Origin of the sequence: Vibrio plantisponsor, assembly GCF_013041605.1 — a bacterium.
Lineage (GTDB): Bacteria > Pseudomonadota > Gammaproteobacteria > Enterobacterales > Vibrionaceae > Vibrio > Vibrio plantisponsor.
In genome coordinates this window covers 12451-33839 of sequence record NZ_JABEQC010000005.1, presented here as the reverse complement: position 1 = coordinate 33839, position 21389 = coordinate 12451, and the positions used below count along the sequence as shown (strand labels likewise).

The 21389-nt window shown below is 42.0% G+C and carries 8 protein-coding genes and 1 pseudogene; 7 read left to right on the top strand and 2 right to left on the bottom strand.

What is annotated here, in order from left to right; all coding sequences use genetic code 11:
- Positions 1–7: 7 nt before the first annotated feature.
- On the bottom strand, positions 8–1942 hold the full coding sequence (locus HKI82_RS08340; RefSeq protein WP_390632429.1) for an alkyl/aryl-sulfatase: 1935 nt from the start codon (positions 1940–1942) through the stop codon (positions 8–10).
- Between the two features lie 476 nt (positions 1943–2418).
- On the opposite strand from HKI82_RS08340, the gene HKI82_RS08335 reads away from it, so the two are divergent.
- The 7 genes and pseudogenes from HKI82_RS08335 to HKI82_RS08305 form a co-directional block, all read left to right on the top strand.
- On the top strand, positions 2419–11733 hold the full coding sequence (locus tag HKI82_RS08335) for a T1SS-143 repeat domain-containing protein (RefSeq protein ID WP_171137743.1): 9315 nt from the start codon (positions 2419–2421) through the stop codon (positions 11731–11733).
- On the top strand, positions 11733–13910 hold the full coding sequence (locus HKI82_RS08330; RefSeq protein WP_390632314.1) for a type I secretion system permease/ATPase: 2178 nt from the start codon (positions 11733–11735) through the stop codon (positions 13908–13910). The genes HKI82_RS08335 and HKI82_RS08330 overlap by 1 nt, the downstream gene beginning before the upstream one ends.
- Complete coding sequence (locus HKI82_RS08325) at positions 13907–15217, top strand: HlyD family type I secretion periplasmic adaptor subunit (RefSeq protein ID WP_171137742.1); 1311 nt, start codon at positions 13907–13909, stop codon at positions 15215–15217. The genes HKI82_RS08330 and HKI82_RS08325 overlap by 4 nt, the downstream gene beginning before the upstream one ends.
- Positions 15218–15235: 18 nt before the next feature.
- A complete protein-coding gene (locus HKI82_RS08320) occupies positions 15236–16549 on the top strand; it encodes a TolC family outer membrane protein (RefSeq protein WP_042485751.1) in 1314 nt (437 codons plus the stop codon).
- Positions 16542–17162 carry an OmpA family protein gene (locus HKI82_RS08315; RefSeq protein ID WP_171137741.1) on the top strand — a complete coding sequence of 207 codons (621 nt, stop codon included), beginning with the start codon at positions 16542–16544 and terminating at the stop codon, positions 17160–17162. Before HKI82_RS08320 ends, HKI82_RS08315 begins: the two co-directional genes overlap by 8 nt.
- On the top strand, positions 17152–18072 hold the full coding sequence (locus HKI82_RS08310; RefSeq protein ID WP_171137740.1) for a substrate-binding domain-containing protein: 921 nt from the start codon (positions 17152–17154) through the stop codon (positions 18070–18072). Before HKI82_RS08315 ends, HKI82_RS08310 begins: the two co-directional genes overlap by 11 nt.
- 435 nt (positions 18073–18507) lie before the next feature.
- Positions 18508–19436 (top strand): annotated as a pseudogene (locus HKI82_RS08305) (IS3 family transposase); the annotation flags it as partial.
- A gap of 251 nt (positions 19437–19687) precedes the next feature.
- On the opposite strand, the gene HKI82_RS08300 reads toward HKI82_RS08305, so the two are convergent.
- Complete coding sequence (locus tag HKI82_RS08300) at positions 19688–21316, bottom strand: methyl-accepting chemotaxis protein (protein ID WP_171137739.1); 1629 nt, start codon at positions 21314–21316, stop codon at positions 19688–19690.
- Positions 21317–21389 lie beyond the last annotated feature (73 nt).

Below are 21389 nucleotides of genomic sequence, written 5' to 3'. Positions count from 1 at the left end.
CCTCGAACTAAGGTGTAACGATATTAAACCAGAAGTTGAATGTATCCAGCATACCAACAAATTGTTTAAACACTTCTTTGTCTCCCGATAATTCAATATCACCATCGGCAATAGCCTTTTCCAAAGTCACATTACCCAACTGGACATCGTCCAAGACCGATTTGGTTAGCTTCAAGGACACGTCAGGAGAACCAGATTGCTTACGCGTGTGGTTGAGAACAGAGTGCTCAACATACAATGTGTATTTCTCATCTAAATCAGTGAAATCCAGATTAATTGCGAATTTTTTACCAGCGGCTTTATCCGGCAAAATTCGTACTGCTAAGTAATCGAATAGCATTTCTGGAGGCATATTTCTGATGATATCTGGTGACGCTGTATTTGTACCACCTGCTGATGGTGTGCCATTTCTTAGCTCGTAGGCGCCTTGAAGGTAAACAGAACGCCATGGACCTGATTCAGCTTGATAGCCAAGTTGCTCATAGGCATCCGCTAATAGCTCTTTACCTTTTTTACTTTGAGGATTAGCAAAAACAACATGTTTTAGAACTTCAGCAACCCAGCGATATTTACCCGCATCGAAATCTTTCTGAGCCTTTTCAATGATTGCTTTTTCACCTCCCATGTACTCTACATATTCCACAGCTGCATTGGTTGGAGGAAGGTTATTTAGGTCAGAAGGGTTACCGTTATACCAGCCCATGTAGCGTTGGTAGACGGCTCGGCTGTTATGACGTAAGGTTCCATAGTATCCGCGTGAACTCCATGTGTTTTCTATTTCATCTGGGAATTTGATAATTTCAGAGATTTCTTCGCCAGTGTACCCTTGGTTCATTAAGCGGACTGATTGATCATGCGTATATTTGTACATATCGCGTTGAGTTTTGAAGTAGTCAACAATCTCTTCATTACCCCATTTCGGCCAGTGGTGGCTTTGAAATTTTACTTGAACGTCGCTACCCCACATGTCTATGGTTTCTTGCAAATAGCTTGACCACTTCAATGCATCACGGACTTGAGCTCCACGCAAAGTCAAAATGTTATGCATGGTATTCGTAGAGTTTTCTGCCATCCATAAAGCTTTTTTATCTGGGAACCAAGTATTGATTTCAGTTGGTGCTTCTGTTCCTGGTGTATATTGGAACACCATTCTGATACCGTCTATGGTCAACTCGTCACCAGTTTTCTCAATATAGTCGGTTGGTTTTATCAAGGTCGCTAAACCAGTAGAAGTCGTTTGACCTAAACCGCCATTGACTCCGCCAAACTCGTTTCGGGGTAGCAGAGCGCCATACATATACACAGCACGTCTACCCATAGCATTACCCGCTATTACGTTTTCAGATACAGCATGCTCAGTGAAGCCATGCGATGCAATAATCTTCACTTTGCCCGCTTTAACGTCTTCTTCGTTAACGATTCCTCGTACACCACCGAAATGGTCGATATGACTGTGGCTATACACAACGGCAACCACTGGGCGCTCACCTAACTCGCTATTTATGAATTTGAGAGCTGCGGCTGCGGTTTCTTGAGAGATTAGAGGGTCAAAAACAATCCAGCCAGTATTGCCTTTTATAAAAGTGATGTTACTTAAGTCATAACCACGGATTTGGTAGATACCGTCTGCAACTTCAAACAGTCCGTTTATCATGTTTAATTGAGCATTACGCCATAAGCTTGGGTTTACACTGTCTGGGGCGTCTTTACCCATCGCAATATACTTTTTGTATTGCTCCAGGTCCCAAACAACATCACCGTTATCGTTTTTGATGGTGACCGTATCTTGTTTAGCAATAAGGCCACGTTGAGCCTCATCAAAATCTTTGGTGTCGCTAAAAGGGAGTGATTGTTTAACAGCTTGGTTTGCTTCTATGGTGGCTTGTGTCGCGGGCTTTGAATCCGTTGCATTCACACCGGTAGAAACAAACGTTGCTATCATTAACGCAGTAACTGACTTCATGGATATATCCTTAGTAATTATCTATAGATCAAACGTATAGCTATTTTAGAGTAGGACAATAATTTTAATTTTAAAATATTTAATGAATATTTTTAACTTGATTCCATAAGGGGGTATTTATTATTGTTTTTTAATTATTTATTAGGGATAACTAAACTAAACCATGATTTAATTAAATTAAAAACTAAACAAAGGTTTATATCTATAGAATTGTAGTTAAATTGTTTAAGCTTATGGTAAGTATGATTTTTTGCCTATCCGTATTTTTTCTACTATTGTTTTATAATGGTGTAATCTTCTAAAAATATAGTTGCTTGAAAGCCTTTTCTATCTAATGTCATTATTTTAAATGTGGTTATCTTGGTATTGAAATATTGGTTTAATATTATTCTCATTATTTTTGTGAGTGTTTTGTATTTTAATGTCTTGTTTTTTGGATGATTTAGGAATGTCAGATGGAACCGATATTGTATATCCAAGTAGGAAACGTACTTTGGCAAGTGCTCAGCGATGGTTCTTGGAAGGAAGTCTCGACCACTGAGTTTTTGAATCCTAACATAGAAACAGTGGTCATTACCTCACAAGAAATAGGAGAAGGGAATGTCGCTCAAATTACTAGCGATACTATTGAAGTTGACGTTCAAGAAATTTTGTCTCGAATTTCTAGCTCTTCCCAACTCCCAGTAGCAACTGATTCCACTCAAAACAATAGTGGAGATGATTCATCAGATAGCGCAAGTTTTTCCATATTCCTTGAAGCAATTCTGCCTGAAACATTGGTGTTTTCGGGTTACGAAACACGTCCTTTTGAAAATGACGTGAATGCCTCTTTTACTCAGCGTCCTTCTCCTCCTGAGCGTCTAAACGAATCTGCGACTTTGACGGTCACAATTCTCGATGGTGGAGATGGGTATGAGAATCGGTTCGAAGCCCCCAGCGTCACGATTCGAGGCGACGCCATAGATATCCGAGATAACTGGATTGTTAATATTCAAGTTATTGACCAAAAGGGTAATTTTGTTACAACTACAGCAAAAGTTCAAAATGAACGTTACCAAGTGTCAGGAGTGGATCTTTCTTCACTTGCAGAAGGTCCATTAGAGGTTCGGGCCCGAGTGAGTGATGTGTTCGAAACTAACCTATCTGCAACCGATACCACTGTTAAAGACACTTTGGCTGCGATTAGCGCGGATTTTGATGGTAACGGTGATGAATATCTCAATCAGTTTGAGATTGATGCTACGACTATAAGAGGCTTTATTGTTCAAGTCGAAGATGGGCAGCCGATAGCGATATCCGTTAAGGATGATGACGGTAATATATTGAGGTTTAATTCCATTGTCTCTGGTGGGCGCTGGGAAATTGAGAACATTAACCTTGATGATTTTTCAGAAGGTATTCTTACAGTTACGGCAGAAACTATAGATATAAGTGGTAACCCAGCTGTTGCAACTGGAACAATAGTGAAAGACACCGTTGCGGCTATCAATGCGGATGTTGATGATGGTGGTGACGGGTATCTCAATATAGAAGAAAGAGCGGCCGCTACTGTCTTTGGCTCTGTTGCGAATATTGAGGATGGTCAATCTGTAACCATTACTATCACTGATATCAACGGTGCATTTGTTACTTACTCCGCTGTAGTCACTAGTGGTAATTGGAGAATTGAAAATAAAGACCTCACGTCTTTGGACGACGGACCTATCACAGTCAGTGTTTCTTCAGGTGATATAGCGGGTAACCCTGCGTCAGCATCCGATAGTGCGACAACCATTGATGCTACCTTACCAACGATCGATATAAATACAGACATCTATATAGAAAGTGGTTTGGGTATTGCCAATTTCCGTCAAGGTTTGATTACGGAAATGAGAGGGACGACAAGTGGGGTAGCTGAAGGTCTGTCTGTTACCTTACGGGTTTCTGATGGTACCAATATCTTAACTTTTTCCGGAAATGTTGATGTCTCAGGAAACTGGGTAATAAACGATATCGATATTCAACAACTGAATCAAAACGCGACATGGTTTATTGAAGCGGAAGTTCAGGATGTCGCTGGTAATACGGTTCTTGACACGATGCCTACAATCATTCTGCCTGATGCCGAATCGTTTTCCGAAAATATCATTGGTTTTTACGGCCAACAATCCAGTACTTCAAATATCAATATCGAGAATGGTGAACTTAGCTTTAATGAAGATCAGTCGGTCATTGGATTGATGACGTCGCTCGGGCAGACGATAGATCCTGTGGTATCGCCCGATGGACAAACTCTGGTAGGAACCTCATCAGATGGCCGGACAGTGTTTGATGCGAAAATTAACGGCGACGGCACGGTCACTATTACGTTTTACCAAGCCGTTGATCACGACATAAACGATGATGATTTGGTCACGGCTATCATTATTAAAAGTGTACAAACGGATTTAGATGGTACAGAAGAAACGGTTTTAGCTCGGCTACCAATAACCATTTATGATTCAGACCCCATCATTCATGATGAGACTTATTCGGTAATTGAAGATCAAACATCGTCAGGCAATGTGCTGGTAAATGATATCGATTTTGATGGCGCGTTATATGTTCGAATTGTTGAGGCAGGCGGAGAACAAAAAACGGTGCCTCACGGAGGTTCAGTCACTTTCTCATTAAGTAAAGGTGAACTAACTGTTTACTCAAATGGCGATTGGGTTTTTGAAGCATCTCGAAATTTAGATAACTCTATTGAACAAGTCGTTACTTTTGACTACGTCGCCGCAGATTCCTCTATCGATTATGGTACAGCGACAGCAACAATCACTATTGCTGATGGGCAACCAGGACACGTGGAAAAAGGCACTGTAAGTGCTGTCGAAGTCAACTTATCTGATACCCATTTATCAGCTATAGGAACAACGAATATAGTTGGCGGCTCAGACAATCCAGATCCAGATTCACTGCAGTTTAATCAAGTATCTCTAGTTCGCCTTCAGGCGCTAGGTTTGACGAGTTCTTTATCCAATGAAGCTTTGAGTTACGAACTGAACGAAACGGGCACTGAAATCATTGCTTCAGTTAATGGTATGACAGTTTTCAGTTTGTCATTGAGTGGTGCTGTTTCTGGCAACGATGTTATTGCTTCAGTAGAGCTGAACCTTCTATACCCAATCGATCAATTTCAAAGTGGTGATCTGGTTGAATTACCTTTAACTATTAATGCTCGCGACATCGATAACTCTACTTTAACCAGTAACCAGTTCACTTATGTCATTCAAGATGGTGCCAATCCGACATTAGTTAACGCGATCGTTGTAGAGGCTGATGAATCCGATTTGACGTCTGGGAGCGTTAGTCATGATGGTAGCTTCAGTGTCTCTATTGGAAGTGACTATGTCGATGAACTATATTTTAGTGATGCAAATCAGCCGCAGTTAACAAGTGGTGGTAGTGATATTTTATATTCAGTCTCGTTGGATGGGGCTTCAATCATAGGATATATCCTCGATAGTGATGGCATCACTCACATCAATGTGTTTCAGGTTTCCTTATCATCAAATTTGCCGATTACGAACGATAGTGATGTTTCATACACTTTTGAGCTCTATAAGGCGCTAGATCAAAGTGATAGTGGTGCAGTCTCCATTCCACTTGTGGTCATCGCTGAAGATTCAGACTTGGATAAGACAACAATAGAACTGGATATTACCGTAAACGATAATGACAACGGTGATGCCGCTATTACCAATGGCACGGTGGAATTATCTGAAGCTCCAATTGATACCGCAATTACTCCCGCTGGAGTGAGTTCTACCGCAAATGTCTCCGTGACTGTGACTGCTTCATTTGATCCTATTGTTTACTTAGGTTTGCTTGTCAGTGATGGCGAAACGGTAGTCGACAGCAATGGTAATGATGTTACTCATAATGGTGAAAATCTAATCTGGCGTGATAACGGTGATGGAACCTATGATGCAGTGCTAGATAGTGGTGTTAAAGTCTTTGAGATAACGCTGCCAAGCGACTTTTATCTTGGTTCTGAGCAGTCAGCACAAGTTGCTGTAACGATTGAGTTGTATCAGCCGATTGATCATCTAGATGGCGACGGAAATGAAATTCTAATTCCTGTCCCTGTATTGACGCGTGATTCCGATGGTACTGAAGTTTCATCTGTTTCTTACATTAATGTTTATGATGGAACCAATCCGCAGTTAAGCGTCAATGATGGACTTATCGTTAATGAGAACGGTTTAGTGGATGATGACCTAGATAGAGGAACTGAACAAAGTTCTCCATCTCTAAGCATCGTTAAAGGTTCAGATGATGTTGCGAATATTACTGTTGATGTTTCGCAATTTAACTCCCAGAACTATAGGACCAGCAGCGGTAGTTTAGTAACAATAGGCTCGGCAGATCCACAAGGTTGGTACTACGCTACGGATGACAGCGACCAAAACGTCTTTCGCATTCGCTTCAATTTGGATGGCACGGTAGAGTTTGAACTCTATCAGGCTTTGATGCATCAGGCTCCAAGCGGTGTTTTGTCTGACGAGAATGAGTTACATCTTGATTTTTCTATTACAGCTGTTGACGCAGATGGAGACAGCTCATCCTCCCAAACTTATACGGTTACCGTTATTGATGATGTCCCAGGCTCTGTCGAACAAACCATCGAGTTAACTGAGGGGGATGAATACACAGGGAATTGGTTTAGCGTTCATAAAAATATTGATGGCGCAGACGGCGCTGTGATTACTCAGCTGGAATATCAAGGTACGGTATATGATACTAGCAGCGCTGAATTTTCTGGCGGCACTTGGACTATTACACTGGTTAACACCAGTGATGGAAACGCTCAATATGCAACGTTAGAGATGTCCCAAGACGGCAGTTTCATTCTTAATACCGAATTGATAGTGAACACACCTATTGGAGGGTTACTTGACGAATTAGTCGTCACCATTGTTGATGCTGATGGTGACCAGTCAAACAGTACTGTTGAGCTTACACTTAAGGATTTTGAAGGTTTTATTCGCACGGTCGGCGTAAACACGTTAGAGGATAACGGTGAAAATAATGGAGGCTCATCTAATCCTCTGGAATTGCCGATCCGTGTCTTTGCTGGTGACAGTGATGATAACGAACACGTAGAAGAAATCCGTATTTCTGTTGATTCTTTACAAGGTGGCTCACTGTATCTGGATGGTGTTCTTCTGACCGATGATGATGACGATGGTTATATTAACTTGAGAGATTCAGACGGGCAGTTAAAAGGTGTAAGCAATTTTTCGGTTGCCAACGGCATATTAACTTATCAGCCACCTGTGAATGCTTCTAACAACACAATTTCAGTTTCTCTGGCAATTTCTGCAGTAATTTCGTCAGACACCAATCCTCAAGGTGTCATTTTAGATACTGGCAGCACGCTTGATATAGATATTCTCCCCGTTGCTGATGCGCCTGAATGGAGTGAACAATCTGAGTTTTCGTATGAGACTGTAGAAGATTCGGGAGATGCTACTTTACTTAATATTGTAGCGGATTTGTTTGATATCGATGGTTCGGAAACACTTAACTATGAATTATCCAATGTTCCCGATGGTTTGATCATCACATTGAATGGTAATGCCGTCATTGAAGGAAAAAGTTATACGCAAGCGCAACTTAACCAGATGGCAATAACATCGGAGCAAAATGTTGCGGGTCAATTTACGTTTGATATTAGAGCAGTATCGACGGAATCCGGAACGGTTTTCGCCAGTGACGCAGACCAGTCGGCTGACATCGTTCATCAGGTTGTTGTAAACGTAAGTCCGGATGCTGATACACCGACTCTATCTGTAAGTAATATTAAAGGGTTAGAAGATCAACTAATTGATCTTAATGGCTATATTGTCGGAAATTTAACCGATACAGATGGTTCTGAAACCTTGTCTTTTAGAGTTGAAGTTCAGGATGGATGGACGCTACCCGTTGGAACCGGAATAACACTGGTTGCGACAAATACCTATCTTGTAACCGCGCAGGCGTTAGCAAATTCACAAGCTCTCCTACAACCAAAAGAAGATGTCAGTTCGTATTCAGAATCTTTGTCGATTACTGTAACGGCCATTTCAACGGAATCAACGATAGACGGTTTAGACCCAATTAATGAAACAGCGGAAAGTGCCCCACAAGTTATTGAGATTCATTTAAAAGGTGTTGTGGATGTTCCTGAGGTCGTCGATGGTGGGCAAGGACATTGGCAGTATGATAGCAGCACCCAGATTATCAGTAACGCTTCACCGCTGAATGAAGACAACTTGATACAGCTAGACTTCATTATTAATACCTCTGACGATGACCAATCCGAAGAGATAAACATTCTGCTTTCAGGTATTCCTGAAGGGACTTTACTGGTTGATTCCAAAGGTGATTCTGTCTCGCTGGCTGTGGCGTATATCGACGCAATAAACGGTCCAACCTATCAGATATCAAACTCTCAATTGGCCAATACTTACCTTAAACCTGTAACAGATTTTAGTGGTGAATTGACGCTTAAAGTAACCGTTGTTTCGACTGAGCCCGATGGTGATTCAGGCGAATTCTCACTGACTGTAGAAATGAACGTGTTACCTGTTGTGGATCAGCAAGATGGCTTGGTGATTCGTAGCCAGGGAATCGAAGACAATGAGATTAAATTGAAGCTTGAACCTGTTGTCGATCAGGATAATGACGGTAGTGAATCATTGACAGGGTATACAATAGTCTCACTTCCCGATGAACTAACACTTTATTTTGACGATGTAGAAATTAATGACTCTTCGTTGCCACTTGATCTCTCCACACTTTTAGATGGCACGTCACAGACACTTCACGAGTTATTAAACAGCGGCAGATTAACGGTCATTGCTAATGAAGATTTAAGCGGAGAATTTAACGTTGATGTTAGTTATCAGGTTACGGATACGTCACCGACGGGAGACGTTGATGTTAAAGAATTATTCGCATCTTTAACTGTTACAGTTGAAGGTAAAGTTGATATCGGTAGCGAAGATGTCGACAAAACCCGCCTCGATGGTGCTGAAGATGTGTTTATTAGCAGTGACGGTTCACCCGTAGACATCAGCGGTGGTGTCACCTTTACCGAACAGGATTTGGATGGGTCTGAGTACATCGACTATATCGTTCTCCAATTCTCCGGCGACTACAATTTGGTAGTTTCGCATCCCAATGGCGTATCACAAGATGCCAATGGGAATTGGTTAATTCCAATGGGGGATATTACAAGTGATAGCATTGTGGAAACGGCACAGGACCTGTTGGCGGGTGCCACAATATCGAGCTCTGTTGATACTGAAGTTATAGATGTCACGGTTAAAGCTTATGTTAAAGATGGCAGCGATTCACAATACATTACAGATCAATTTCAGATACAAATAACGGGCAACTCTGGAGATGGAACCGGATGTGCAGACCCCGGTACACCGGGTTCCGTTCAGGGGCAGGATATTCTCGCTCAAGAAGGTGAAGATATTGCTGTCGGTCAGTATCTCAATTCTGATGTCGCGAGTTCACCTGACAATCTGGTTTCTTTCTTTATTCCAAGTGATTCATTACCGGATGGTGTTGAAATAGAGGGTGAGGGAGTAACGCCTGCTTATGATATCTCTGGTAACTTGCTAGGCTATTCAGTGACAGGCACAGGGTTAGATTCTATCCGTATCACGGGCGTAGACGAAGACTTCAGTGGTTGTATCAATTTTACCATTGAAGTAACGGAAACGGCGCCGTGTGATGGTGACACCAAAACAACCGCACAAACAATCACAATACAAATCGCGCCTGTGGTTGATGACATCACGATTTCTCCTACAAACGTAGTGGTTCAGGAAGATACGGTATCAACACTTAATCTCGAGTTGATACTAGGCGATAGCATCGCTGATAGCCAAATTATTCGCGGTGAAGGTGAGTCTTCTACCGGTAAAGAAACGGTGAATTGGGTGACTTTATCGGTATCAAATGGGGCAAGTATTAGCGCAGTAGATAACGCGTTAATCACTGATAATGGTGATGGTACATGGACGATTACGGATGTCAGTCGCTTAAACGAAATACAATTACTCCCCGCTGAAAATTACAGTGGAGAAATTGTGCTAACAGTTGCAGCTAATATCACTGATGAAGTTACAGGCAGCTGTTTAAGTGGTGAGAATGCTGTCGATACTCAGACTAAGGAGACAACGGTAACAATAGTTGTGGAGCCTGTTGTGGATAAAGCCAATCTAGTGTCCGAAGATGTGACGGGGAATGAAGACAACTATATTTATTTAGGAAACTTAAATGCTTCACTCATTGACCAAGATGGCTCCGAATCAATGTCACTCATTATCAAAGGTGTACCACAAGGTGCCGTATTGGTGTGGGATAACAATGGAACCTATGAGTTACTGCCGAATAATGGTTCAAATAGTGCCAATGAGACCGAGTGGCAAATCACCCAAGAACAACTCGACAATATTTACCTGCTACCACCATTAGATTTCAGTGGTGATGTAACCTTAACTTTGGAAGCGATTACTCAAGAGCTTGGGACTGATTTATATAACTACACGACCTCTGAATTTACCGTCGGCGTGTTACCTGTTGGGGATTCAGTAGAGCTAAATCAGGTTTCTGAGTCTATTAGTGGCAGTGAATCTGAAGTTATTCACATTGATTTTGTTGCCTCAAGCTTTGAGACCAACAGCAATGAATATCTGGAAGTGTCGATGATAGTGAACGCGAGCTCCGACCCCTCGGCATTTGATGGGCTTGGTCGCATTAGGATCGGAAATCAGTTTGCACTGTTCAGTCTTGATTCCAACGGAAATGCCGTAGCGACTATTTTGGTCAGAGCAGATGAAGTCAATGGGTTAGATTTCATACCGGGCGACGCATTTGGGCAGATGGATGTCACACTCAGCGTTAGAACCTACGATCAGTCTGTCGTCCAGGGAAATAGTGAGCAAGCGTATGGTGAAGCAGAAATGTCAGACTTGACCATTACTATTACTCCAGAGCCGGATGAACCAATTTTGACTGCTGAATATAATTCTATTGTGGCGGAAGCTTCAGGTGTTATCGGCTTGGGATTAGATATGAATTTGGTACACCCATCTGATCAGGAAACGGGACAAATTACGATTAGTGGGATACCTCAAGGTTTAGAACTGAGTCACGGCAGTTACCAAAATGGCGTTTACACGGTTGAGCTTAGCGATGTCTCCGATTTGTCTATCATCGGTGGTTATACCGGAGCGGACGATTTTTCTTTAACCGTTATACCCACGGCATCTATTGGTGAACAAACTGCCTCAGGACTTGCTCAAACAATTTTTGTTTCGTTAGTAGAAACAGGAGATTCTACAATATCAGCCAGTTCTGCTGATGATTTACTCATAGGAGGCAGCGGTAATGATAAATTCTATTTTGATACCGATGGGGTAGGTACTATCCTCAATCCTTCACTTGATGTGATCAGCGATTTTCAGATTTCACTGTCTGGTGGTGACAACGATACGATCGACCTTTCTGCGATTATTACCGCAACGGACATCAGTCAACTTGATAATAAACTGGATCTCACACAAACCGCAGAAGGGACTATTGTCAATTTGAAACCTGATCAATCGGGCACTCAACAGCAGATCTTATTAGAAAATGTTACTTTTAATGACCTCTATCAAGCAGACGCCAGTGGAGCAAGTGAAGCAGATATATTGCAGAAAATGATAGATGACAATAACTTAATTGTCAGTGGGGTTTCATAATGAAAATGGATTCCACAACTCAACAAGAGAAGCACACTCAGAATGATCCGTGGCTATCCGTGTTACTGTGGTTGGTTCAGCATTTTGAATTGCGTCATCATCCTTTAAAGTTGATATCCGGTATTCCATTAGAAGATGGAAAGCTTAACAGCGATTTGTTTATTCGTATGGCAGAACGTGCTGATTTAGAACTCACGCTTGTTGAACTTCACTCAGTTAGAAATGCCAGTTTTCCTCTAGTGGTTGCAACTAGGTCACAAGTACCTTGCATTGTTACTGGATACGATACGGAAGGGTTTCATGTCCAATCTTTTAATGATGACCAAATTTGTAAGGAACTGCTTAGCGAGCGGGACCTACTTAATCAGTTTAATCAACAGGGATGGCAAGTAAGCGCAAATACGTATACAGATGAACGTGTAGATTCATTGCATCGCAAGAAGACTGAGCACTGGCTATTTTCCGTAGTAAAAGAGATGCGTCCTTGGTATCGGGATTTACTGATTGCTTCATTGATGATCAATGTTCTCGCATTGATCGTTCCTCTCTTTACAATGAATGTTTACGACAGAGTGGTGCCAAATCAGGCCTTTAACACACTATGGGTTCTGGTTGTCGGCATGTCCTTGGTGGTTGTTTTTGATTGGCTGTTACGTAAAGCCCGAGGTATTGTTACTGACAGTGCAGGCAAATACATAGACAACAAACTATCTGCACAACTGTTTTCTAAGGTCATGGGGATGAAACTTGAGCACCGTCCTCAATCAATAGGTGCTTTTGCGAGGCAACTGCAAGATTTTGACAGTGTTCGCGATTTCTTCACCTCCGCATCTCTGGTTGCGGTTGTAGATCTACCATTTACTGCGCTGTTCCTGCTTCTTATTGGCTGGTTAGGTGGACCTATGATGGCTATACCTATCGCTGTCATGTTTTTATTACTGCTATTAAGCAGTGCCATGAAATCCAAAATAGAAAAAACTCATACCGAAACCGCAACGCTATCCACACAAAGGCAGGCACATTTATTTGATTGTTTGTCTTCAATCACTGAACTAAAACAGAATAATGCCACAGGCAACGCACAAAAGCGTTGGGAAAACACTGTCTCAGCTTTGTCTGATTGGCAAAATCTATCGCGTCATTACTCAAATGTTGTGGCCTATTCAATCCAGTCCAGCCAACAGATCATTACAATCGCACTTATTGTTACAGGGGTTTATCGAATCGCTGAAGGCCAGCTTAGCATGGGCGGATTGATTGCAATCGTGATGTTAAGTGGAAGGGCAGCAAGTGCTGTTAATCAGATTGCTATACTGCTACTGCGTTATCAGCAAACGAAAACAGCAGTTGAAGGGCTGAGTTCAATTATTGAACTTCCCCAGGAAACCAATAGAAGTCAGGTGATTACCAATGGTGATTTTCAAGGGGCTTTTCGTCTTGAGGACGTCAGTTTTCAATACCCGAGTAGCCCTGTCGAGTCGGTGAAAAATATTTCCATTAATGTTACGAAAGGGGAAAGAATCGGCATTGTTGGCAATGCAGGTGCGGGTAAATCCACCTTACTTTCATTAATTACTCACCAGCTATCTCCCACACAGGGGACTATCTATTTCGATAATATTGATAGTCACTTGTGGCCTGTTGATCTATTGAGAAGTCATACGGGTTGGGTTGGGCAAAATCCGCAACTTGTTTACGGGTCTATTATTGAAAATATTGTGCTGGGATACAGTGTTGTTGACCAGACAAGATTGCAGAAGGTGATTGAACTTTCTGGATTAAATCATCATATGACTCGTTTGTCTCAGGGTATGGAGACTCAAGTTGGAGAGGGCGGAAGATTCTTGTCCGGTGGACAACGTCAGGCTGTCGCACTAGCTCGGGCATTGTATCGTCAGCCATCCATGTTAGTCATGGATGAACCCACAAATAACTTGGACCGAAATGCAGAAGCTGTACTCTTTAACTCCCTACAAAATATGCCTAAAGATATCACGTTGATCATCAGCTCACATAAGCATTCGTTCTTAGCTCTTTGTCATAGAATTATCGTATTGGATCAGGGGAAAGTGGTTTCAGACGGAACAGCGAAAGACATTTTATCCCAGCAATCAGTTGGCAATTCCTCAAATAGAATCCGAGCGGTATCCATTGTGCGTGAGGGAGGCAAGGGATGAGTAGCGTTCGTTGGAGTAATGCTCATTTAGCTTATCGTTCTAGGAAGTTGATTTGGTTATCAGCCGCATTGATTACAGGGGCTATTTTCTGGGCTGCATGGGCACAATTGGACGAAGTCATTGTCGGTGAAGGTGAAGTGGTTCCTTCTCTTTCCGTTCAAACGATTCAAAGTCTCGAAGGCGGAATATTAAAACAATTACACGTTAACGCTGGTCAGATAGTAAGGAAAGGAGAAGTCATAGCGATACTTGATGATACTCGCTTCAAATCGTCCTTTTTAGAGTCCAACCAGCAGGTTGACTCATTACTGGCTCAGAAACAGCGATTACAAGTGGAATTAAAGACGGTAAAAGTAAACAACGCTAACTTAAATTGGCAAGAACAGGTTGTCATTGAACCTCAACCATTTGAAGTTGCCGAAACAAGTCACCCCGCTTATTGGAATGCCAAAGCAAATTATGTTGAGAGACTTGATCAGCTTAAATCTGAACTGGAAGAAGCGCAGTTAAGAATTGAGCAGCAGGCACAGGCATACAACGATACGCTCAATACTATCGACACATTACAGAGCAGTTTGAAGATTGTTACCAAAGAGCGAGATATGTTGAAAGACGTGGTCGAGAGCGGAGCGGTTGCAGAAGTTGAACTGTTCAAGCTCAATCGAGATGTCATCAAAGTCAGTGGCGATTTATCGAGTTCAAAAGCGGCAGCACAGAAACAGAAAGCGGCTTATTCTGAATCAGTCGCTGACCGAAGAGGGATCGCTCTGACATTTCGCACAGAAGTTCAGGGGCAACTGAATGAGGTTCTAACTAAGCTAGCGCAGCTTAATGAAAGTCAGCAAGCAATAGCCGATCAATTACAGCGCACTCAGATAATTTCTCCAGTAGATGGAACCGTAAAAGATATTTTTGTACGCACCATTGGGGGCGTTGTGAAGCCCGGCGAGCCCATTATGGAACTTGTTCCATTGAATAGTGAACTGATTGTGGAGGCCCGTATTTCGCCACAAAACATCGCTTTTATCCGGCCGGGGTTAGAAGCTACGGTGAAGCTGTCTGCTTACGATTTCGTTATTTACGGAGGACTTAAAGGAACAGTCAGCTATGTGAGTGCTGATGCTTTAAAAAACGACGAAGGTCATGCTTATTACCGAGCAAATATTACGTTAGAAAGTAATGAACAATTCACCATTATTCCTGGAATGCAAGTTGTGGTCGATATTATGACAGGGGAAAAATCGGTTCTCAGTTATTGGTTAAAACCAATATTGAGAGCGAAAGAGAACGCTTTACGAGAAAGATAATACCAATAAGGACATTTAATGCGTTTTAAAACAATAGTTTTGGGATGTTTGCTGGCTAGTCCCATTGTAAATGCAATGACGCTTGAAGAATCTGTAGCACTTGCTCTGGATAGCTCACCGGACTTACTTGCCAAATATTCCCGTTTCCAATCGATGCGTAAAGACAGCGATGCCGTGGGTGGGAGCTATTTACCTCAAGTAAATCTATATGCCGCTGCTGGTTATGAAGGAACTCGTTATAGCAATGGTAACTATATTGATAGCGAAGATCGGATTCTGGATAGAACCGAACTGGGTATAAAAATCTCACAACTGTTGTTTGATGGTTTTGCTACGACATCGGACATTGAAAGACTTGACTTAGAAGCTGAGGCCGCAAGGCTGAGTTTATTATCTTCTGCCGAAAATATCGCCTTGGAAACTGTGAAGGTTTACGTTGATGTTTTGCACGCCGAAGAACTTTTGGAACTGACAAAGAGAAACCTACGAGAGCATCAGGAAATATACCAGTTAATCTTGGACAAAAAAGAGAAAGGGTTAACCAGTAATTCTGATTTAGCACAGATTGCTTCTCGAGTCGCGACAGCTCAATCGTCACTCATCGCTTCTCAAAACAATCTTAATGATGCAAAGACCAAATACTTACGTTTAGTTGGTAAAGCACCAAAAGATATCATTGAGCCCGTATTTGATGCCCGTCTAATCCCTCCAAATGTCGACATAGCGAAACAACAGGCGACAGATGGGCATCCGTCTATTAAGTCAGCTATCAATGATTTGAACGCTGCTCGAAAAGAAATTGACCGAGAAAAAGGTGGTTACTATCCCGAGCTAAAACTCGAACTCTCCGCTAACAAAACGGACAATGTAGATAACATCGAAGGAATTAATGAAGATGCCAAGATAATGCTGACACTTAACTACGATATTTTTAGTGGATTTACGACTAATTCAAGAGTGGAATCTTCCGCTTGGCGTGCTGAAGAAGCTCGAGCTGTGCGTCTTCAGGCTCAGTTGGATGCAGAAGAAGGTACCCAACTGGCGTGGAATGCCTACGAATTGTTAGAACAGCAGAAAAACATCTTAAAAACTAACGTAGATGCAGCAAAAATTGCAGAGCTTGGTTACATCCAGCAATTTAATGTAGGTCGAAGAAGCTTGCTTGATGTATTGGATGCCAAAGTCGAAACATTCGCAGCTCGACGAAATTATGTGCGAACTAAATATGATCGATTAGTGGCGGCATATCGTTTATTTAATGCGATGGGTACATTGACTTACGCTCTAAGAGTTGAATATCCAGAGGAATGGCAGGAGAAAGGCAATGAGTAAGTTCCATTATTTATTTCTGATGGCTCTCTTGCTTCTAGGTTGTGCACAACAACCAGATGTGCGAACCACCCGACATCAGTTGGATGATTTATCCGATCAAGATAAAGATGGCGTGATTAATCAAAGGGATCTGTGCGCGGATACTCCTGAAGGCGTCTTAGTTGATAGTCAGGGATGTGCAGATTGGCATACTATACAAAATTTCAATGTGGTTAGTTTCTTCTTTGATATGGACAAGTCTGATATTAAGTCTGAGCATCAAACACCATTGAAAGAGTTACTGGGACTTTTGGCGTCCAATCCTGAATCTAAAGCTATCCTAATCGGAGATACCAGTCCTGAAGCAACGTTGGATTACAACCGGGAACTTGCAAAGAGACGCACTCACGTAATCAGGACTTTACTTGTTCAAAATGGAGTTGATCCCCAACGAATTGAGGAGCAAGAATTTACTCAAATAACGTCGTTGACCTCACAACTGAAAGAGCGGCATCGCCGAACGATCGCTGTGGTAGAGGAAAGCACTATGAGCGTTAAGCCTTCGTGGACAATTTTTAGCTCTGATTCTGTTCTCAACCCAGGTTCGGCAGTGGAGGTTAAAAATGAAAACTAAACGTATAGTTTTGTTTCTGTTTGCTTTTATATCTTATTTTGCCTTCGCTGAAGAGTCTCCCGCCAACGATAAAGCTATTATCGGTGCTGAAAGTTATATCTCCGATTTAGCTAACCAATTGGTGAGTGAGCAGGGTATTGATGCAGAAATAAATGGCAGCCAAGATATTCCGGGGGACATGCTTTTGGGGCGATACAAAATTGGCATCACCTCAAAAAAATGGACGGATTTAGAAGTCGCAAAGTTTTACAACCTGAAAGGATACCGTCCTACCCAGCTTTATCTAACTGCTGATGTTGTCGCCATCTTGATCAATCAGGATAACCCGAATACTTCAATGACAGTTGGTCAGATTGGTAACGTTTTTGGCTGTAATGAAGATATAACTCCGGCTAAATGGCCTCGAGAAATCAAGAGTGTAAGTGAGCAGTATATCCTTCCATTTGCAGTCTCTGAGGACTTTAACATTCATCAGAGGTTTAGTGATTGGGTGGAATGTTCAAAAGGGACTTACTCTTTAACTCAGTTTGTTGCTGATGAAGATGACTTGCTTGATAAGTTAGACAGTGAAGCTGCATCCATGGTTTATGTGACCTATAACGATAAGTGGGAAGACAGTAAGATACTTTCTATCATCGACAGATATGGTGATTTACAAGAGGTGAACATCGAAACCATTTATTCAGGAAGATATCCTCTATCAAGTGTCTACTACATGTACGTAGACTTACCTCCATACCGAAATGAGTTGAATCAAAGCGAACAACGCGTCTTAGAACTTACGATTACCTCAAGTCATACTGAAACGCTGAATCAGTATGGATTTTTAAGGCTTCCTGAAGAAGCTATTCATCGAAACAAAATAGCATTGAAGTTGGATGAGCCATTAATATCAGGAGGGTACAAATGATAAAGTGCCCATATTTTAATTGAGTGGTCGTTTAAAATGCCTTCGTATGGTTGCGATTTTTGGTACTAGAACGATGTAGACTAAGAGATGTCATACTGTAACCAATGAAATGTTAAGCATCTTTAGTCGATACCTATCACGTACAAGTTATGTGAAATAGCTTTTCATCATGGTATTCAAAACTTCTAGTTGGTTTTTGTGTTTTCTTCGAGTTACATCTCATAAGTGATCAGCATCAGTGAGTGTAAGGTGTAGCGAACTATGTTCAGTTATGTAGCAAGGCAGCCCATTTTTGACAGAAATTTAGACATTTATGGCTATGAATTACTTTATCGTGATGGGCCAAGTAATGCATTTCCGAATGTTGTGGCATAGTGAATTTGGCCATCTGATTAGAGGTGCTAAGACGCACCTCATAACATGACAGGTGAAACTATGACCACGCGAACCAGACGTACTTTCAGTGCGGAATTTAGATTCGATGCAGCAAAAGCCATGGGTGTGGGTAAATCGACAATGGACAAGTGGTTAAGGCAACTTAAGCAAGAAAGAAACGGAGTGACTCCCCAAGCCTCACCGATAACACCAGAGCAAATTGAGATACGTGAGCTGAAGAAGAAACTCGTCCGTCTTGAAGAACACAATGAAATATTAAAAAAGGCGACAACAGCTCTCTTGATGTCGGACTCACTGAACAACTCGCGATAATTGAGAAACTCAGGCAGAGCTTTAATGTAACCACCTTGTGTCATGTGTTCAGTGTCCATCGCAGCAGCTACAAATACTGGCGTTGTCGCTCTAAACGTGTATCCCCTGAGTTGGTGAAACTAAAAAGTCTCATTAAAGAAGTTCATATGGCAAGCAATGGCTCTGCTGGTGCGAGAAGCATTGCCGATCTGGTGACGGCCCAAGGTGTAAAACTAACACGTTATCGAGCTTCTAAGATGATGAAATTACTAGGGTTGGTAAGCTGCCAAACACCGAATCATCGTTATCGAAAGGCATCACAAGAGCACGTAGAGATCACCAACCATCTATCTCGACAATTTGCCGTTACCTCTCCAAACCAAATCTGGGTAGGTGATGTGACGTATGTTTAGACGGGGCAGCGCTGGATGTATCTTGCTGTTGTCATCGATCTGTTCGCGAGAAAGCCAATTGGTTGGGCGATGTCAGTCTCGCCTGATAGCAAGTTGACAGGAAAGGCACTCTCTATGGCGTTTGAATCACGAGGTAAGCCCAAAGGCGTGATGTTCCACAGCGACCAAGGAAGTCATTACACAAGTCGTTCTTATCGGCAACTGCTGTGGCGTTATCAAATCAAGCAAAGCTTATCGAGGCGAGGTAATTGCTGGGACGATTCCGTTCGTAGCACGAAATATTTACGGTAGTTTCAGCAATCAGTTGGTGGTGATTCAGACTTTATGTTGACCAATATCATCTGAAAGGAGGTCTGCTTTCATCATGTCGCCTTAGTAAATGGAAGATAACGTCATTATAACCGTAAAACTAAGTGCATATAGTTCCACATTCCTTATTTTTTGTCAGTATTAATAATGACAAAATGAAAAGGAGCACAGATAAGTGCTCCTTTGTCTACGTTCGGGAGTGAGGGTTAACCGATTTTAAACTGACCTACATCTTTAGACAGTTTATTAACTGAACTACCTACCCGTTTCGCTACTTCGTTAATATCATTCGACAAACCTTGGCTCACTCGGTTTTGTTCGTTTAAGTGTTCAAGGTTGGTGCTCAACTCTTCTGACACACTGCTTTGTTGCTCTGTCGCAGTAGCGATCTGAGTTGCCATGTCACTAACGATTGTTGCGGAAGACTGAATGGATTCAAACATTTGCTGAATGTTTAGCGACAACTCAACATTCTTCTCAACACGGTTTGAACCATCTAAGATTGAACTCACGGCGTCTTTCACACCCCTTTGTAACTTGTCGATCATGTTCTGAATTTCTTCAGTGGATTTTTGTGTTTTGCTTGCCAGAGAGCGAACTTCGTCGGCAACGACCGCGAACCCTCTACCTTGTTCACCAGCTCGTGCAGCTTCAATAGCGGCATTAAGAGCGAGTAGGTTGGTTTGTTCTGCGATGTTACGAATCACTTCGAGCACGGTAACGATATTGTTTGATTCACTCGCCAGTTGCTCAATCACTTGATTAGCTTTTTTGATGGAGTTCGCGAGTTGGTTAATCTCATCCACCGAGTTATCTATAATCTTCATACCCTGAGTGGTAAGCTCTGCGGTGTGATCAGTTTCGTTCGCCGATCTTAGAGTCCGTTCTGCCACTTCGCGAATGGATACACTGAATTCATTCACTGCCGCAGCAATATGCTCAATGCTCCTCGTTTGTTCATTACTTACACGTTGAGCATTCTCGTGAGTATTTGTAAGTTGAACCACATTGCTTTCTAGCGACGTGCTGCTTGATGATATTTCAGAAATGAGGGTTTGCAGTTTAGCCACAAAATCATCGAATGCCGAAGCCAGCTTACCCAGTTCGTCGGTGCGTTTGGAGTTGATGCGTTGTGTTAAGTCACCGTCTCCTTCGCTGATTTCTTTGATACGTCGAGTGAGATCATTGACACTGCTGACCAGCACTTTAGGAACGACATAACTTAACGTTCCAGTAAGGATGATGATGAAGGCAACGAATATCAACATGTAGAGCTGCGTCTTTGAAGTCTCTTCTGAGAATTCATTTACTTCGACTTTGGCCTGTGAATCTAGCTCTTGACTGGCGATATCATAGAGCTTTCGTAAGCTCTGGAAATCATCAGAAACTGTTGAACCAAGTAACGCTTCTGCTTCTTTGGTAGTTCCGCTATCTACCAGCTTGAAAAACTCATTCGACGATTGCTCCCATTTTCTAAAACGGTTTTCAAAGTCATTCACTTTGCTCGTGATTGCAGGGTGGTCATCCATCAGATTCTTAAACTTCATCATGCCGTCATAAGCTTGCTTAGCATTGTCTTTGAAGTCTTTTATATCGTCTTGCCCCGGACTAAGCAAATAATGGAGTTGAGCCACATAAGCTTGATATAAATCTCGGTCTGCATTCAAAACGAAAGAAACAGAAGGAAGGAACTGATGACCAAAATCATCTACGCCTTTGTTTAGTTTTTTGGTTAGCGTGCCGTACGTTAGAAATAAGATAATTAGCGATAAAACTGCAACCCCCATAGAAATAGAAAGTTTGAATCTAATGCTCTTTGTTACTATCCCGAACATAAAACACCTCATGTGACAAAAAATGCAAGTACAACACTGACGATTTATTTTTTATTATCTGTTTTATTTTAGT

Bases quoted from the DNA above. Each gene is read 5' to 3' on its own strand.
- HKI82_RS08340 (WP_390632429.1), bottom strand. From the start codon at position 1,942: ATGATAGCAACGTTTGTTTCTACCGGTGTGAATGCAACGGATTCAAAG.
- HKI82_RS08335 (WP_171137743.1), top strand. From the start codon at position 2,419: ATGGAACCGATATTGTATATCCAAGTAGGAAACGTACTTTGGCAAGTG.
- HKI82_RS08330 (WP_390632314.1), top strand. From the start codon at position 11,733: ATGAAAATGGATTCCACAACTCAACAAGAGAAGCACACTCAGAATGAT.
- HKI82_RS08325 (WP_171137742.1), top strand. From the start codon at position 13,907: ATGAGTAGCGTTCGTTGGAGTAATGCTCATTTAGCTTATCGTTCTAGG.
- HKI82_RS08320 (WP_042485751.1), top strand. From the start codon at position 15,236: ATGCGTTTTAAAACAATAGTTTTGGGATGTTTGCTGGCTAGTCCCATT.
- HKI82_RS08315 (WP_171137741.1), top strand. From the start codon at position 16,542: ATGAGTAAGTTCCATTATTTATTTCTGATGGCTCTCTTGCTTCTAGGT.
- HKI82_RS08310 (WP_171137740.1), top strand. From the start codon at position 17,152: ATGAAAACTAAACGTATAGTTTTGTTTCTGTTTGCTTTTATATCTTAT.
- HKI82_RS08300 (WP_171137739.1), bottom strand. From the start codon at position 21,316: ATGTTCGGGATAGTAACAAAGAGCATTAGATTCAAACTTTCTATTTCT.